The sequence below is a fragment of the Congregibacter sp. genome (assembly GCF_965660375.1).
Classification (GTDB): domain Bacteria; phylum Pseudomonadota; class Gammaproteobacteria; order Pseudomonadales; family Halieaceae; genus Congregibacter.
Window position 1 is genome coordinate 1 of record NZ_CBFHZO010000040.1, and the last position, 15,048, is coordinate 15,048.

The window sequence follows — 15,048 nt, forward strand, 5'->3', positions numbered from 1 at the left end:
TAGCTTTTCCTCCCAATTGAAAGTGCTTTACAACCCTAAGGCCTTCTTCACACACGCGGCATGGCTGCGTCAGGCTTTCGCCCATTGCGCAATATTCCCCACTGCTGCCTCCCGTAGGAGTCCGGGCCGTGTCTCAGTCCCGGTGTGGCTGATCATCCTCTCAGACCAGCTATGGATCGTCGCCTTGGTAGGCCTTTACCCCACCAACTAGCTAATCCAACGCAGGCTCCTCCAATAGCGCGAGGTCCGAAGATCCCCCGCTTTCTCCCTTAGGACGTATGCGGTATTAGCATGAGTTTCCCCATGTTGTCCCCCACTACTGGATAGATTCCTACGCGTTACTCACCCGTCCGCCGCTCTACTCATACCGAAGTATTTTCGCGCTCGACTTGCATGTGTTAGGCCTGCCGCCAGCGTTCAATCTGAGCCATGATCAAACTCTTCAGTTTAATCTTTAACCTCAGCCCGAAGGCATGAGGGTTGGTTTTCACAGTTACCCGCGCTCACCAACAAATCTCGGCTCAGACACAATTCGAAATCAAAAATTACTGCGCCACCAAATCTCCAAAGAGATCCAATGACTTTGAATTGATGAGTCACTTGTTGTGTCTGAATAGTCGTTAAACAACTATCCCAACAAGTGCCCACACTTCTGTCTTCATCTACTTGTTAAATATCCAACAAACCGCTCGGGTCCGTTGTTTTCCGCTCACCATCACGATTAGCGGGAGGCGCATTATACTCACTCGGAAAGGCTGCGCAAGAGATATTTCCAATTAGTTTTATCAGCTGCCAGACAGGCCGCTCACAGCACTCAGTTTTGAGCAAAGAGATGGTACTTTTTCTTACCTACGCGCACCAGGTGGAAGCGCCCAAACAGCGCGTTCTCGCGAGCAAAAACCTCGCTGACTGCTGCGTTGTCAGCCATGCCCAGCGCCCGGCCGTTAACGATCACCGCCTCGCGCTGGAGTGCATCCTTGATTTGCTTGCCCGACGCCGCCAGTCCGGCTTCGGTTAGCAGCTGGGTTAGCGTGTCGGGAAGATTGCTGTCATTCAGCACACTGGCAGGCAATCCATCCAGCATCAACTGCTCCAGGTCCTGCGCGGACAGACCGCCGAGCTCACCACTGAACAGACTCTCAGTAATTCTTTGAGCCGCAGCAAGCCCCTCCCCCCCGTGAACCAGCCTGGTGACCTCTTCCGCCAAAATACGCTGCGCCTCTGGCCGACCATTGCGCTGGGCATCACTGCGCTCGATCTCTGCGATATCAGCAACGGGCAAAAACGTGAAATAGCGAAGAAATCGGTAGACATCCTCATCGGCAACGGAAAGCCAGAACTGGTAGAAGCTGTAGGGCGAGGTCCGCGCCGCATCCAACCAAATCGTTCCCGACTCTGTCTTCCCGAACTTGCTGCCGTCAGACTTGGTGATCAGAGGCATAGTCAAACCATAGACTTGGCCGCCATGGAGGCGCCGCGTCAGGTCGATACCCCCGGTGATATTTCCCCACTGGTCCGAACCGCCCAGCTGTAGACCACAGTCATAGCGCTTGTAGAGCTCAGCGAAGTCATAGGACTGGAGGATCATGTAGGCGAACTCGGTAAAGCTGATGCCACTACCCTCTCGCTCGATGCGCTGCTTCACCGACTCTTTCTGAATCATGGAATTGATCGAGAAATGCTTTCCTATATCGCGTAAGAAGGAAAGCACATCCAGGTCGCGGGTCCACTCCAGGTTATCCACCACCACAGCACTCTGCGGCCCCGCATCGAAATCCACGAAGCGGGAGACCTGATGAGTCAGCTTCTCTACCCAGCTCTCCACGACGTCAGGGGTATTCAACTGCCGCTCCTGAGCTTTAAAACTGGGATCACCAATGAGACCCGTGGCACCACCCACCAGCGCGATGGGCCGATGACCCGCCAATTGAAAGCGCCGCAGCATTAACAGGGGAACCAGTGATCCGATGTGCAAGCTGTCCGCCGTGGGATCAAAGCCGCAATATAGCGACCGTGAGCCCCCATCCAGCCATTGGGGCAGTTTGTCTTCGCCGGCTATCTGAAAGATCAGCTCCCGCTGCTGAAGCTCTGTAAGCAGTGCACTTGTCATGGCCATCACTTTTATTGCGGAGCCACCCCTGGGCAGGCTCTCTGGATTCATACTGATCGGAAGGCTGGCGACCTTACCGGAGAAAACGCTGAACGCAAGAGGTGAAATCCATCACTATCTTAAAAACGTACCTTTTTTATATACTCACACCCCAGCAATCGGGCCAGTGACATGTTCAACCACAAAAAATCACCCCGCGGAGCGACTCCCGTCGCTGACCGCCAAGGCATTTCTCACCACCACATTCTTGCGGTGGCGGGCCTGTCGGCACTGGTCGCACTAGCAGCGATCATAACCCCGTCGGGCGACGTGAACGCCACGCGGAGTGTTGCCGAAACCAACCTGACCGATGAATCTGGGGCGTTACCCGAGCAGAAAGTTGCGCCGATACTTGAGGCTGCCGAGGCCGTAGCTGCGGTCGACAAACTCACTGAAGAGCCCACTCCGTCCGCCTCCCAGCCCTGGGAAGAATTTATTGTGCGCAGCGGCGACAATCTCTCGCTGCTCTTCAAGCGAGCCGGCTTCAGTACTGCCGATGTCTATCAAATCGTGCACACAGCACCTCAAGGTCGTGATCTCGAAAGGATTTATCCGGGCCAGAGCCTCGCTTTTTTGCGCGACGAGAGCGGCGGTCTTGCGGCGGTACGCCACACCATCAATGGACTCCAGTCAGTGGTCTATCGACGTATGGATGGCGGTTTTTCCTCCGAACGGAAGGTACGGGAGCCCGAGCAGCGTCTGAACTGGGCAACGGTGGAAATTGAGTCGTCGCTGTTTCTTGCGGGTAAGGAAGCGGGACTCTCCAGCAACCTCATTATGGAAGCCGCAATCATCCTAAGCGGGGTAATTGACTTCGTTATGGACCCGCGTAAGGGAGACACCATGGAGATCCTCTACGAGGAACTCTATCTGGACGGTGAGAAGTACGAAGACGGCAAAGTTGTTGCTGCGTCCTATACCAACCGCGGCGAGCGTTTTGATGCCTACCGATACATCGACAACAACGGCATGACAAGCTATTACAACGCGGATGGTGTGAGCATGCGCAAGGCCTTCCTCATGGCTCCCGTGGATTTCACACGAATCAGCTCGGGCTTTAATCCGCGGCGGCGTCACCCCATTTACAAAACCGTGAGACCCCACAACGGGACTGATTACGCGGCTCCCCGCGGCACGCCCGTATTCTCTGCAGGTGATGGCCGGGTCATCGAGGCGGGCTACACGCGTGCTAATGGCAATTATGTTTTTATCCAGCATGGCGACCGCTACGTCACCAAGTATCTGCACCTGAACAAGCGCAAGGTGAAGCGTGGTCAGCGCGTCGTACAAAGCCAGGTCATTGGCACTGTGGGTTCTACCGGGGCGGCGACGGGTCCTCACCTTCACTACGAATTCCTGGTCGGCGGCGTGCATCGCAATCCCCGCACTATTCACAAGAGCCTGCCCAAGGCCAAATCACTTCCCAAAGAAGAAATGCCGCGTTTTCGCGTCGCAATTGCTGATGCCTCAACGCGTCTGACGCAGCTGAGAGAAGAGAGACGCCTGGCCAGAGCCACGACCAGCGACGGTATCGGCGCGCCCTGATCGGCATGACATCCGAAGGCCTGTTTATCGGGCTGATGTCCGGCACCAGTATGGACGGCATCGACGCCGTCCTGGTGGAAATCACCGATGGTCACGCGCGTCTCAAAACCACCTATAGCCAGGCATACGACCCGGCGCTACGAACAAAACTCGCGGAGCTGGCCTCCGGCAAGACAGAAAGTGTTGATCGCCTGGCAACTCTCGACCGCGCGGTAGGACTGGAGTTTGCCCGCGCCAGCAACGCCTTACTGCTCAGAGCCAAATTGGAAGCATCTGATATCACGGCTCTGGGGAGTCATGGACAAACCATCAGGCACCAGCCCATCGGCCCTCCCGACGCGTGTTACTCCCTGCAAATCGGTGACCCAGCCAGCATTGTCGAGCTCACTGGCATTACCACTGTTGCTGACTTTCGGCGTCGTGACATCGCTGCAGGAGGCCAGGGCGCTCCTCTAGTTCCTCTCTTTCATGCCACCCAATTCGGTCACGACAAGCAGCGCCGCGCTATCGTAAACATTGGCGGCATCTCCAACGCCACATTGTTAAAAGGACAGGAGGTAACGGCTGGCTTTGACTGCGGACCCGGGAATACTCTCCTGGACGGGTGGATTCGTAGGCATCGTGGTGTTGATTTTGATGCCGACGGCGCCTGGTCTGCGGAACATGCGACAGACGTCGCACTCCTTAATCGGTTAAAGACCGATGCTTACTTCTCGAAATCCGGCCCCAGAAGCACCGGCCCCGAGTTGTTCAATATGACCTGGCTCAACAGCCACCTAGAGGGCGAAGAGTCCGACGGTGACGTTCAGGCCACCCTCGCAGAGCTGACCGCCTTTGCCATCTCCGACAGTATTGAGCGCTGCGAAGAACCCCCTGAGGCTCTTTTTGTGTGCGGTGGTGGGGCACGAAATACGGATCTGATGCGCAGATTGCACGCCCGGCTGAACGAGGCTCGGATTCGGCTGGGTACTACCGACGAACTTGGCCTTGCTGCGGAGTGGGTAGAAGCCTGCGCCTTTGCCTGGTTAGCCCATCGAACCTTGTCGGGATTGCCGGGCAACGCGGAGACAGTGACCGGCGCTGAAGGCCCGCGGGTGCTGGGGGCAATTTTTCCGGCCTAGACCGAAAAGGACGCTCCGCAGCCACAGGTCGTGGTCGCATTGGGATTGTTCACAATAAACCGCGAACCTTCGAGGCCTTCGCTGTAGTCAACCTCTGAACCCGCCAGGTAGGGGAAGCTCATGGGGTCTACAAGGACTGTGACGCCCTCGCGCTCAATGGTGGTGTCGTCCTCTGCGGCGTCTTCGTCGAAGGAGAACCCGTACTGGAATCCTGAGCACCCGCCACCGGTGATAAACACGCGTAATTTGAGCTCGGTGTTTTCTTCCTCGCTCACGAGCTCACGCACCTTGCTAACTGCGCGGGCAGACAAGGTAATGGCGTTCGGGTCAAAAGCTTCAGCAACAGTCATGCAATTCCAATGATTAAAATCTGTCTTTCTGCGACATCAGGAGAGGAATCTCGTTCCGCACAAAAGCAGGCTAATAAAACCAAGCGTGAAGCTCAAGTATAGCGAGAGGCGCCGGATATCGCCATGGGTAAAGCACGGTCAGGGCAACAGGCCCGGCTGGGCAATCCCCAGGCTCTCGTCCTCATCGAACATCAAATTCATGCACTGGATAGCCTGTCCCGCTGCGCCTTTTACCAGATTGTCCTCTACCACAGTCACCACCACGGTTTCCCGGTTCTGGGGTACGGTCAGCGCCAATTGGCAACTATTGGCACCGCGCACGCTGCGGGTCTGGGGATACTGTCCGGCGGGCAACACGTCGACGAAAGGTTCATCGGCGTAGGCTTCCTCAAAAAGCGCCTGCAGCTCGGCGGCCCGGCCTGCTTCGTTTAACGATGCATACAGCGTGGCATGAATCCCGCGAATCATCGGCGCGAGATGGGGAACAAAAGTTAGCGATACCGGCTCGGATGCCATTGCCGACAGCCCCTGCTCAATCTCTGGCAGATGCCGATGCCCACTCACCCCGTAGGCCTTGAAGCTATCGCTTACCTCGCTGAGGAGATTATCAACCTTGGCCTGCCTGCCCGCACCGCTGACGCCGGAGACCGCATTGGCTATGAGCGATTTTGTATCCACAAAGCCTGCCTGCAGCAAAGGCATGAATCCCAATTGCACGGCGGTGGGATAGCACCCCGGACAGGCCAGCAGCTTTGCACCGCGAATCTTTTCGCGATTTCGCTCCGGCAGACCGTAGACAGCCTCGTCGAGGAGCTCGGGGCACAGGTGGGTTTCTCCATACCACCGCTCCCATACCGCAACGTCACGAATACGGAAGTCCGCAGAAAGGTCTATGACCCGGGTTCCAGCGGCAAGCAAACGAGGCACGCTGCGCATGGCGACATTGTGCGGTGTGGCAAAAAACACCGCATCGCAGGCCGCCAGCGCATTATCATCCGGATCTGTAAAACTCAGCTCGAGACGTCCCCGGAGACTGGGAAACAGGTCCGCCACCGACCGTCCCGCCTCTGCCCGCGAGGTAATCAGGGCTATCTCTACTTGAGGATGGGCAACAAGCAGGCGCAGAAGCTCAACACCCGTGTACCCCGTACCACCCACAATACCAACCTTAATCATGCTGCCTCCGCCTATTGGGGAGATGAGTATATCGCCAAAGCGCCCCCTAGAATTGCTACCATTGGCGCTTTAATGCTGGAATAGCCGCTTGCCCTTCAGCTTCGGATCCTATCGCCGCGCCCTGACGCGCTATGACTCTGTGCCGGCCTACGCGTTGCTGGGCATCATTGCCGGCATTTCCTCGGGCGCAGCAGTTATCGCCTTTGAGCACGGCATCGATCAACTGGCGTTGCTCTGGGACGTGGGGAATCGTGCAGAAGACTACGAAGGACTCGACACGCTTCCACGCTTTTTATTGCCAGTGCTCGGTGGCCTGGCACTGGGAGCGGCCTTTACTTTTTTGCGTCCTGAGAATCGCGAAGTGGGTATTGTCCACGTGATCAGTCGCCTCCACAGCAGCTACGGCATGCTCCCCTGGCGCAACGCCGTGGTGCAGTTTTTTGCAGGGATCGTAGCCCTCGCTACGGGGCAATCCGGGGGCCGGGAGGGCCCCGGCGTGCATCTCGGGAGCGCCATCAACAGCGTTATTGGCCAAAGGCTGGCACTGCCGAACAATAGCCTGCGCATCCTTATTGCCTGTGGATCCGCGGGGGGTATTGCCGCCGCCTTCAATACGCCGCTTGCCGGGGTGATTTTTGCGATGGAGGTGATCATCGCCGAATACACGGTGGTAGGTTTCATGCCCGTCATGCTGTCAGCGGTCGCCGCTTCCGTGCTAAGCCAGCGCTTTGGCGGCGGTGACGAAATTTTTGATATGTCCAGCGCGCAGTTAACGACCCTCTGGGAAATCCCCTACATAGCGCTCCTGGGGTTTCTCTGTGGCTGCGCTGCGGCCATGCTCATTCGCGTGAGCACCATAAGCGCGAGTTTTGGCAAGTGGCCCGTAATTCTTCGCTTTACCCTGGCCGGATTGGTCACCGGCGCTCTGGGCGTCACCATTCCCGAGGCCCTGGGGATTGGCTACGACACCCTGGGAAACGTGATGTACGGCCAGATCGCTCTGGGCGCGCTATTGTTGATCGCAGTCGCGAAAATCTTCGCCACAGGGATCAGCGTCGGTTTTGGTATGCCCGTGGGCATCATCGGACCCACGCTGCTTATCGGCGCGTGCATCGGCGGCTTCTTCGGACAATTAGGGAATCAGCTCTACCCGGTAGTCGCCCCGGATCCCACCCTTTACGTCACCATCGGGATGGCAGCAGCGATGGGGGCCGCCTTTGGTGCGCCGCTGGCGGCCTGCCTCGCCGCCATCGAACTGACTCAAAGCACCAGCGTGGCCATGCCCGCAATGCTGGCCATCATCGTGGCAAACCTCACCAATCTCAGCGTCTTCCGACAGCGCTCGGCTCACCGCAGCGTGCTTGGCCAACTGCGGCGCCAACTCCCCGACGACCCCCTGAACCAACTGCTCCACCGCACGGATGTCAACGCAGTGATTGACGGCAGCGTTGTCGTGATTGGGGAGCAGGTCAAGCCTGCGGTCTCGGCAACGCTTGCCCTGCAGGTGCCCAACTGGTGTCTGGTGAGTCGGGAAGGGGAAGACCTCTTCCTGGTCAGTGGTCACGAACTCATGGGCTGGCTGGAGGAGGACCCCGCCCGGGACTCTGAGGAATCCTCCATACGCAGCGTCACAGAATCATCGCTACGGCGCTGGACCATAACGGTAGTTCCGGAGCAGGCCACACTCAGACAGGTGCTGGATATACTGAAGGCTCGCACCGTCGAGGCCGTGTGTGTGTACACTCGCGGCAGGAAGGGTGAGAGACGTCTTCGCGGCATCGTGACCCGAGACCGCATAGAGCGCTTTACTCTCGACCACCTGAATAACTGACATTTAACGCTAACACCTAGGATTCATCCCATGCTCTGGTTGCGCGCCCTTCATATCATTTTTGTTGTCTGCTGGTTCGCCGGCCTGTTCTACCTGCCGCGGCTCTTCGTCAACTACGCTGCCTGCGAACACCCGGAGACCCGCGCCCAACTGGCCCTGATGTCGCGAAAGCTCTACCGTTTTGTCACACCCTTCATGGCCCTCACCATCGTGTTTGGTGTGGGCCTGATCAGCGTAAACGCCAGCTATTACCTGGGCGCCACCTGGCTTTGGCTGAAGCTTGCCGGCGTTGCATTTCTGGTGGTTTACCATTTCCAGTGCGGACGCTATGTAAAGCGCATCAACGCCAATGAGGACGACCACAGCCATGTGTTTTATCGGTTTTTTAATGAAATCCCCGTGCTCTTTCTGTTCGCCATCGTATTTCTGGTAGTCCTCAAGCCATTCTGACAACATTGCGGCAGTAGCGGCGACCCTGAAGAGAAACCGTCATAATCTGGCCCAACAAACCCAGAAAAACGCCATTGAAATCCAACGACAACCAAGAAGGAACGGCAACACCATGAGCCGATCATCCGAGCTTTTCGAACGCGCTTCCCGACATATTCCCGGCGGAGTGAACTCGCCCGTGCGGGCATTCAAGGCCGTGGGCGGCACCCCCGTATTTATCGATCGGGCCGAAGGCCCTTATATTTTTGATTGCGACGGCAAGCGCTACACCGATTACGTACTGTCCTGGGGGCCCATGATCATGGGCCACAATCATCCGGAGGTGCGGGAGGCCGTGGTTCGTCAGTCCGAGAAAGGCCTCAGCTTTGGCGCGCCAACGGAACTCGAGATCGAACTCGCCGACACCCTCTGCGACATCATGCCGAACATGGATCTTGTGCGCATGGTGAATTCCGGCACCGAAGCCACCATGAGCGCCATACGCCTGGCCCGGGGCTACACCGGTCGCGACATCATTGTGAAATTCGAGGGGTGCTATCACGGACATTCGGATTCGCTATTGATCAAAGCCGGCTCCGGCGCGCTCACCCTGGGGGTTCCCAGCTCCCCCGGTGTTCCCAACGCCTTGGCTGACTACACCATGACCCTCACCTACAACGACCCCGAAGGACTCCGCCAGGCCTTTGCGGAGCATGGCGACCGCATTGCCTGCCTCATCGTTGAGCCGGTCACAGGCAATATGAACTGCGTGCTACCCACGCCGGAGTTCCTGACTGCCATGCGTGAAGTCTGCACTGCCAGCGGCGCTGTGTTAATTCTCGACGAGGTCATGACTGGTTTCCGCTTTGGCACCCACGGCGCCCAGGGGCACCTGGGCATCGAAGCCGACCTCACCTGCCTCGGCAAGATCGTCGGCGGGGGTATGCCCGTGGGCGCCTTTGGCGGCAAGCGCGAGATCATGGAGCAGATTGCGCCGCTGGGTCCGGTGTATCAGGCCGGCACCCTGTCCGGTAACCCCATCGCCATGGCTGCGGGACTTGCCACCATGCGTATTATTTCCCGTCCGGGATTTTATGAGCCCATTTTTGCCCACACCCAGGCGATCTGTGACGGCATGCAGCAGGCGGCAGACAAGGCGGGCGTACCCTTTACCACTAACCACGCCGGCACCATGTTTGGTGGCTTTTTCACCGAAGCCGACAGCGTATCCAATTACGCCGATGTCATGGCCTGCGACACAGACAGCTTTGGGCGCTTCTTTCACCACATGCTCGAACTCGGCGTGTATGTCGCACCCGCCTCTTACGAAGCGGGCTTCATGTCGGCAGCGCACACAGACGCTGATATCGAAGAAACCGTCGCTGCTGCCGCCACGGCGTTCGCGGCACTTTAAGTTTCGGAGTACGCACCTATGGCTTTTACATCCACTCGCAGCCCCTTCCCCGGCACGCGCATGCGCCGCCTTCGCGCCAATGACTTTGCCCGGCGCCTCGTTCGTGAGAACGCCCTGTCGCCCAATGACCTGATTTACCCGGTTTTTGTACTCGAGGGCGAAAACCAACGGGAAGCCGTGCCCTCCATGCCCGGCGTGGAGCGCCTGAGCATCGACCTGCTGGTCGAGCTTGCGGCGGAGATGGTGAGTCTGGGCATTCCGGCCATTGCGCTCTTTCCCGTCGTTTCCACAGAACAGAAGAGCCTCGATGCTGAGGAGGCCTTCAATTCCGATGGCCTCGCCCAGCGTGCCGTGCGTGCTTTGAAAGCGGCGCAACCCGATTTGGGCGTAATGACAGATGTGGCCCTGGATCCCTTCACCACCCACGGTCAGGACGGCATTATCGACGAGCAGGGCTATGTACTGAACGATCGCACCACGGAAGTGCTGGTAAGGCAGGCAGCCAGCCACGCGGCGGCAGGCGCAGATATAGTGGCACCCTCGGACATGATGGACGGTCGCATCGGCGCCATTCGCGGCGTTCTGGAGGATGCCGGACACGTGAACACCCTCATCATGTCCTATGCAGCAAAGTATGCCTCCAGTTACTACGGCCCCTTTCGTGATGCCGTGGGCTCTGCGGGTAACATCAAGGGCGGCAACAAGTTCAGCTATCAGATGGACCCTGCCAACAGCGACGAGGCCCTCCACGAATGCGCTTTGGATTTGAACGAGGGGGCTGACATGATCATGGTCAAGCCCGGCATGCCCTATCTGGATATTGCCCGACGCGTCAGCGAAGAACTCAAAGCGCCCACTTTTGCGTATCAGGTCAGCGGCGAGTACGCCATGCACATGGCCGCCTTTGAACACGGTTGGCTCAATCGCGAGGCTGTGATGCTGGAGTCATTACTCGCCTTTAAGCGCGCGGGTTGCGTTGGCATTCTCAGCTACTTCGCACTGGATGCTGCTCGCGCGCTCCAATAAAAGCGCCTCGGCGATACGAGGGCTCCTGGGCGTTGTTGCCCTGGCGCTCCTGCTCGCCTCCGGCACCCTCCGCGCCGAATGCGGCTGCCTGTGGGAGGGCTCCTTCAGCGACGTCCAGGCATCAGCGGATCTCATCATTGCGGCCGAGGTTCTGCAGATCAAGGGCAACGCAGTGGACGTCGCCATAGAAGAAAAACTGAGCGGCAACTCCTATCTCGACGATGTTCGCGTGTGGATGGAGACAAAAGACTATTGCCGGCCACCGGCGGAGGATTTCCCCGTGGGGTCCCGCTGGATACTGGCGCTCAAACGCATCACCGAGGTGCCCAGCGGCGGCTTTGATCCATCGACCCCCAACCAGAGTTTTGGGCGCCTCGACGACTACTACCTCTCGAGCTGCGGCGGCTACTGGCTCACCTATAATGGAGAAGTGGTCACGGGAAACCTCGTCAACGCACCCCGCTGGGCCAGAGACCCGGACATGACGCCGGTATTTATGGATGTGATCCGCGCTTTTTTACGCGGCGAAACGGACAGCGAGGCCCTGTTGGAGGCAAGCCGGGAAGACCCCGCAATGATGGAACTGTTTCTAGATACCAAGGCATTTCTGCGGGGCGATGAAGACATCGGCCGACAATAGACGTCGTGAAGCGGCCAGCGTCTAGAAACGACGCCAGCGCTTACGCTCGGGCGACTTCCCTGCCACCACGTCCATAAGCTCATCCAGCATCCGTAGGGACAAACCCCAGATACGCCGCTCCTCATAAAAATAACAGGGCATGCGCAGCTTCATGCCATTGCGCTCCCAGACCATCTCTTCACGATTATCCGTATCCAGAAGGAACTCCAGGGGCACCCACACCACCTCCGCTACCTCGTGGTTGGGGTGAAAATTCACACTCCGTTCCAGATGGAAGACGTAGGGTGATATCACCAGCCCGCGGAACCGGCTATTGATGGTATTAAGCTCGGACAAGGCCCCGATGCAGGGTTCCTGCGATCCAAGATGGAGGCCGATTTCTTCCTCGGTTTCCCGCCGGGCGGTCTCCAGATCGTTTTCATCAATAGGCTCTCTCCGTCCGCCGGGAAACGCCATTTGGCCCGACCAGGGATCTCCCTCGCGATCCGCCCTGCGGATCATCAACACCCCCAGCTCTCCCTCCCTCAGCTGTAGTATCAGCGCAACGGCAGCGCGCTTCATGATGCCTTTGAGCCACTTTCGGGAAGGCCGGTGGCCGGCCAGCCTGGATTCGGCCATTTGTAGGAGAGCGATGGACACGGTTTGATGCCTTAAGGCGAAAGTTTCAAAACTAATTATTACGCCCATGGTACCGCTTGCTTGCAAAGGCGGCATCCTGCGGAGGGAATGACGCGGCCCATGGCATGACAATCTGAAGCTACACGCCAGGGTAGCCAGTCATTTACACTGCCCGCCGTCACGCTCCGGGATGTTCCTGTGTCTGCCATCAACGAAAAGCAAAACGCGCTGTTTTCCCTGGAGAATCTCGCTCTCAGTTATCGCGCAAAACCCGCTTTGCAGGGCATCTCCTGGCGCTGGGTGCCGGGGGAGCACTGGGCAATACTCGGCGCTAACGGTGCCGGCAAAACCACCCTGGCGACGGTGATTGCCGGGGAGCAAACCCGTTTTGCGGGGACGTTTCATCGCAGTGCGGCTTTACGCGACGGCGGCACCGCCTATGTCTGCTTCGAGCGGGGTCGACGGCTGTGCGAACGGGATCAAAAGCTCGATTGCGCGGAGTTCGAAACCGATGCCCGGGATATAGGCACACGGGTAATCGACCTGTTGCCCACCGAAGGCTGGTCAAAAACAGACAGCGACGCGCTCATTGAACTCCTGGGTATCGGCGACATTCTGGATCGCGGGTTGCGCTACATCAGCACCGGACAGATGCGTAAAGCGCTCCTCGCCAGCGCGCTGTTTTCCAAACCGGCCTTGCTCATTCTTGACAGCCCTCTCGATGGACTGGATGTGGCCACCCAGGAGCGACTGCGCGAAGCCCTCGACAGCATCATGGCGCAAACCCCCGCAGTGCTGACGCTTTGCCGAAGCGCTGAGGAAATCCCCGACGCCTGCAATAAACTGATGCTCCTCGAGGGCGGGCGTATCACCGCCATGGGCGATCCGCAGACCGTGCTTGAGAGCCCCGAGGGAATACGTTTGCTGGAACCATCTGCTCTGGAATTTTCTGCGCTCCCGGGAGAAAAACTGACCGGCGCTCCTGCTCGCTCTGAACCCACCATAGAACTTCAGGACGTCGCTGTGTCATTTGGTGATCTTTGCGTGTTCAGGGACCTCACCTGGCGCATGGCTCCGCAGCAGCACACGGTCATCGTCGGCCCCAACGGATGCGGAAAGAGCACGCTGCTGGACCTACTCACCGGCGATAACCACAAAGCCTATGGCCAGAACGTTTCGCTCTTTGGTCGCCGTCGCGGCAGTGGCGAGAGTGTCTGGGACATCAAAGCTCGCTTTGGACGGGTGGATGCCCGCATGCAATTCGCCGTGCCCAATGGCAGCAGCGTTGAGTCCGTCGTGCTTTCGGGTTTTTTTGACAGCGTTGGGCTCCGGGACCGCCCCAGCGACCAGCAGCGCTCGGGCGCGCGCGACTGGCTTGTCGCACTCGGTCTGTCAGCACACAAAGAAAGCGAATTTCATACCCTGAGCTTTGGTCTTCAGCGGCTGGTGCTCCTCGCGCGGGCCATGGTCAAAGAGCCCGAGATATTGCTCCTCGATGAGGCCACCCTGAGTCTTGATCCCCGCCACCGTAAAATGCTGCTGGAGGCCGTTGATCACGTCATCGATCAGGGGCGATGTCAGCTGCTGTTTGTGAGTCATACCGTGGGGGAACTGCCGCGCTGCATCAACCAGGTTCTGCATTTTGAACCCCGTGAGGATGGCTCGCGAGTGCAAGTTAGTGAGCGATAAACGACGCGTGCTCCCTGGACTCGAAGCTTTTGACTCACGGGCCCTGCTGAGTCAGCTTAATAATCGATAAATTGCCTGAGCTTTGTGCAGGTGGACTTACCGCAGTACAGCAACCCTCGTTCGGCACTGGCAGAGGCGCGCCCGGGTCGTCCCGCAGCCTCATGGCTTCGTGCCAGCTCCAGGTAAACCTCGGCGCGCTGAGGCGCAATACGCAGAGCTCGCTCGAGACGGGCAAAGCTTGCGGACAAATTGCCCCGGTCACGAAAGGCACGGGCCTCCTCCAGCAAACTGTCGACGGGACTGGCTGTCGGCGGCGAGCTTCCATCGGTGGGCACGGTGGGCACGGTGGGCGTGGGCATCCGCGAGGAACGCTCCCTGGCTTCGGGCGCCTCCGGGGGCACCGGGGTCGGACCTGAGGCGCAGGCAGCAAGAGCAAGCAGAACAACAATCAGCAGCGACTTCTGGATAGCGCCTGATGGCCTCATCACCCCTCACTCCCCCCGAACAGCTTCTCGAACCAGCCCCGGATGCCTTCGGATTTAGGCACACAACCGGTGCTGCGGGCCGGTTCAGATCCGGTGACAAACGGCAACAGCCGCGCGTTGGCACAACCCTCTCCCGTAAGCTCGCCGCTGCGGTCGTCCACGCGATGGAGCTCTACGCCTGCGGGCATGCGATAACTCAGAGGGCGGGTCGCCGCCTGGGCCATAAAGTCCGCCCAGATGCGCAGTGCCCCGCTGGAACCGGTAAGACCCGTTGCATTGTTGTTGTCCCTGCCGATCCATGTGACTGCCAGCAAATCCCCGGAGAAGCCCGCAAACCACGAGTCCCGGCCATCGTTGGTAGTCCCGGTTTTTCCTGCCACGTGAAAATCCTCCGCAAGACTACGATAGACGCCTCGACCGGTTCCCTCGCGCACCACTTCCCGCAGAGCGTAATGGAGGAGATGAACAGCGCGGGGATCCACGGCGCGCTCGTATTCGGTGATGTTGTTGCGCAGTATCTCACCCCTCCGGTTGACGATGGAAAGAATACTGCGAAGAGGCGTGCGTGTGCCGTC

At 58.5% G+C, this 15,048-nt stretch carries 14 protein-coding genes and 1 rRNA gene; 8 read left to right on the forward strand and 7 right to left on the reverse strand.

Annotated elements, in window-relative coordinates; all coding sequences use genetic code 11:
• Both ACTG3T_RS03325 and tyrS read right to left on the reverse strand, forming a co-directional pair.
• Nucleotides 1–449 (reverse strand): 16S ribosomal RNA (locus ACTG3T_RS03325); the annotation flags it as partial.
• Between the two features lie 365 nt (nucleotides 450–814).
• Nucleotides 815–2,119 carry a tyrosine--tRNA ligase gene (gene tyrS, locus ACTG3T_RS03330; RefSeq protein ID WP_439100862.1) on the reverse strand — a complete coding sequence of 435 codons (1,305 nt, stop codon included), beginning with the start codon at nucleotides 2,117–2,119 and terminating at the stop codon, nucleotides 815–817.
• A gap of 162 nt (nucleotides 2,120–2,281) precedes the next feature.
• Between tyrS and ACTG3T_RS03335 the strand changes: the two genes are divergently transcribed.
• Entirely contained in the window at nucleotides 2,282–3,694 is a 1,413-nt protein-coding gene (locus tag ACTG3T_RS03335; protein ID WP_439100849.1) for a peptidoglycan DD-metalloendopeptidase family protein, read from the forward strand.
• Nucleotides 3,695–3,699: 5 nt separating this feature from the next.
• The gene (locus tag ACTG3T_RS03340) at nucleotides 3,700–4,815 is read left to right on the forward strand and encodes an anhydro-N-acetylmuramic acid kinase (RefSeq protein ID WP_439100850.1); all 1,116 of its coding nucleotides are present in this window, start codon (nucleotides 3,700–3,702) and stop codon (nucleotides 4,813–4,815) included.
• Here ACTG3T_RS03340 and erpA read toward each other — a convergent pair.
• The gene (gene erpA / locus ACTG3T_RS03345) at nucleotides 4,812–5,165 is read right to left on the reverse strand and encodes an iron-sulfur cluster insertion protein ErpA (RefSeq protein WP_439100851.1); all 354 of its coding nucleotides are present in this window, start codon (nucleotides 5,163–5,165) and stop codon (nucleotides 4,812–4,814) included. The genes ACTG3T_RS03340 and erpA overlap by 4 nt on opposite strands.
• Nucleotides 5,166–5,303: 138 nt before the next feature.
• Nucleotides 5,304–6,341, reverse strand: coding sequence for an N-acetyl-gamma-glutamyl-phosphate reductase (gene argC / locus ACTG3T_RS03350; protein ID WP_439100852.1), 1,038 nt, complete (start codon nucleotides 6,339–6,341; stop codon nucleotides 5,304–5,306).
• A gap of 88 nt (nucleotides 6,342–6,429) precedes the next feature.
• On the opposite strand from argC, the gene ACTG3T_RS03355 reads away from it, so the two are divergent.
• The 5 genes from ACTG3T_RS03355 to ACTG3T_RS03375 all read left to right on the forward strand — a co-directional run bounded on the left by ACTG3T_RS03355 (nucleotide 6,430) and on the right by ACTG3T_RS03375 (nucleotide 11,681).
• Nucleotides 6,430–8,172, forward strand: coding sequence for a chloride channel protein (locus ACTG3T_RS03355; RefSeq protein WP_439100853.1), 1,743 nt, complete (start codon nucleotides 6,430–6,432; stop codon nucleotides 8,170–8,172).
• Nucleotides 8,173–8,202: 30 nt separating this feature from the next.
• On the forward strand, nucleotides 8,203–8,622 hold the full coding sequence (locus ACTG3T_RS03360) for a CopD family protein (RefSeq protein ID WP_439100854.1): 420 nt from the start codon (nucleotides 8,203–8,205) through the stop codon (nucleotides 8,620–8,622).
• 112 nt (nucleotides 8,623–8,734) lie between these two features.
• Nucleotides 8,735–10,015, forward strand: coding sequence for a glutamate-1-semialdehyde 2,1-aminomutase (gene hemL, locus ACTG3T_RS03365; protein WP_439100855.1), 1,281 nt, complete (start codon nucleotides 8,735–8,737; stop codon nucleotides 10,013–10,015).
• Between the two features lie 18 nt (nucleotides 10,016–10,033).
• Nucleotides 10,034–11,041, forward strand: a complete 1,008-nt coding sequence (gene hemB, locus ACTG3T_RS03370) for a porphobilinogen synthase (protein ID WP_439100856.1) — start codon at nucleotides 10,034–10,036, stop codon at nucleotides 11,039–11,041.
• A complete protein-coding gene (locus ACTG3T_RS03375; RefSeq protein WP_439100857.1) occupies nucleotides 11,019–11,681 on the forward strand; it encodes a delta-aminolevulinic acid dehydratase in 663 nt (220 codons plus the stop codon). The genes hemB and ACTG3T_RS03375 overlap by 23 nt, the downstream gene beginning before the upstream one ends.
• 21 nt (nucleotides 11,682–11,702) lie before the next feature.
• Here ACTG3T_RS03375 and ACTG3T_RS03380 read toward each other — a convergent pair whose 3' ends face one another.
• Complete coding sequence (locus ACTG3T_RS03380; protein WP_439100858.1) at nucleotides 11,703–12,320, reverse strand: NUDIX hydrolase; 618 nt, start codon at nucleotides 12,318–12,320, stop codon at nucleotides 11,703–11,705.
• Between the two features lie 177 nt (nucleotides 12,321–12,497).
• Here ACTG3T_RS03380 and ACTG3T_RS03385 point away from each other — a divergent pair, with 177 nt between their 5' ends.
• Nucleotides 12,498–13,988, forward strand: a complete 1,491-nt coding sequence (locus ACTG3T_RS03385; protein WP_439100859.1) for an ATP-binding cassette domain-containing protein — start codon at nucleotides 12,498–12,500, stop codon at nucleotides 13,986–13,988.
• A 56-nt stretch (nucleotides 13,989–14,044) separates the two neighbouring features.
• Here ACTG3T_RS03385 and ACTG3T_RS03390 read toward each other — a convergent pair whose 3' ends face one another.
• Together ACTG3T_RS03390 and ACTG3T_RS03395 are read right to left on the reverse strand one after the other, a co-directional pair.
• The gene (locus ACTG3T_RS03390; RefSeq protein WP_439100860.1) at nucleotides 14,045–14,476 is read right to left on the reverse strand and encodes a hypothetical protein; all 432 of its coding nucleotides are present in this window, start codon (nucleotides 14,474–14,476) and stop codon (nucleotides 14,045–14,047) included.
• The coding region (locus ACTG3T_RS03395; protein ID WP_439100861.1) for a penicillin-binding transpeptidase domain-containing protein at nucleotides 14,473–15,048 on the reverse strand (576 nt) is incomplete at its 5' end. The genes ACTG3T_RS03390 and ACTG3T_RS03395, both read right to left, overlap by 4 nt.

What these genes read in the sequence shown, in the direction of transcription:
- ACTG3T_RS03335 (WP_439100849.1), top strand. Translation starts at nt 2,282, where the DNA reads ATGTTCAACCACAAAAAATCACCCCGCGGAGCGACTCCCGTCGCTGAC.
- ACTG3T_RS03340 (WP_439100850.1), top strand. Translation starts at nt 3,700, where the DNA reads ATGACATCCGAAGGCCTGTTTATCGGGCTGATGTCCGGCACCAGTATG.
- erpA (WP_439100851.1), bottom strand. Translation starts at nt 5,165, where the DNA reads ATGACTGTTGCTGAAGCTTTTGACCCGAACGCCATTACCTTGTCTGCC.
- argC (WP_439100852.1), bottom strand. Translation starts at nt 6,341, where the DNA reads ATGATTAAGGTTGGTATTGTGGGTGGTACGGGGTACACGGGTGTTGAG.
- ACTG3T_RS03360 (WP_439100854.1), top strand. Translation starts at nt 8,203, where the DNA reads ATGCTCTGGTTGCGCGCCCTTCATATCATTTTTGTTGTCTGCTGGTTC.
- hemL (WP_439100855.1), top strand. Translation starts at nt 8,735, where the DNA reads ATGAGCCGATCATCCGAGCTTTTCGAACGCGCTTCCCGACATATTCCC.
- hemB (WP_439100856.1), top strand. Translation starts at nt 10,034, where the DNA reads ATGGCTTTTACATCCACTCGCAGCCCCTTCCCCGGCACGCGCATGCGC.
- ACTG3T_RS03375 (WP_439100857.1), top strand. Translation starts at nt 11,019, where the DNA reads ATGCTGCTCGCGCGCTCCAATAAAAGCGCCTCGGCGATACGAGGGCTC.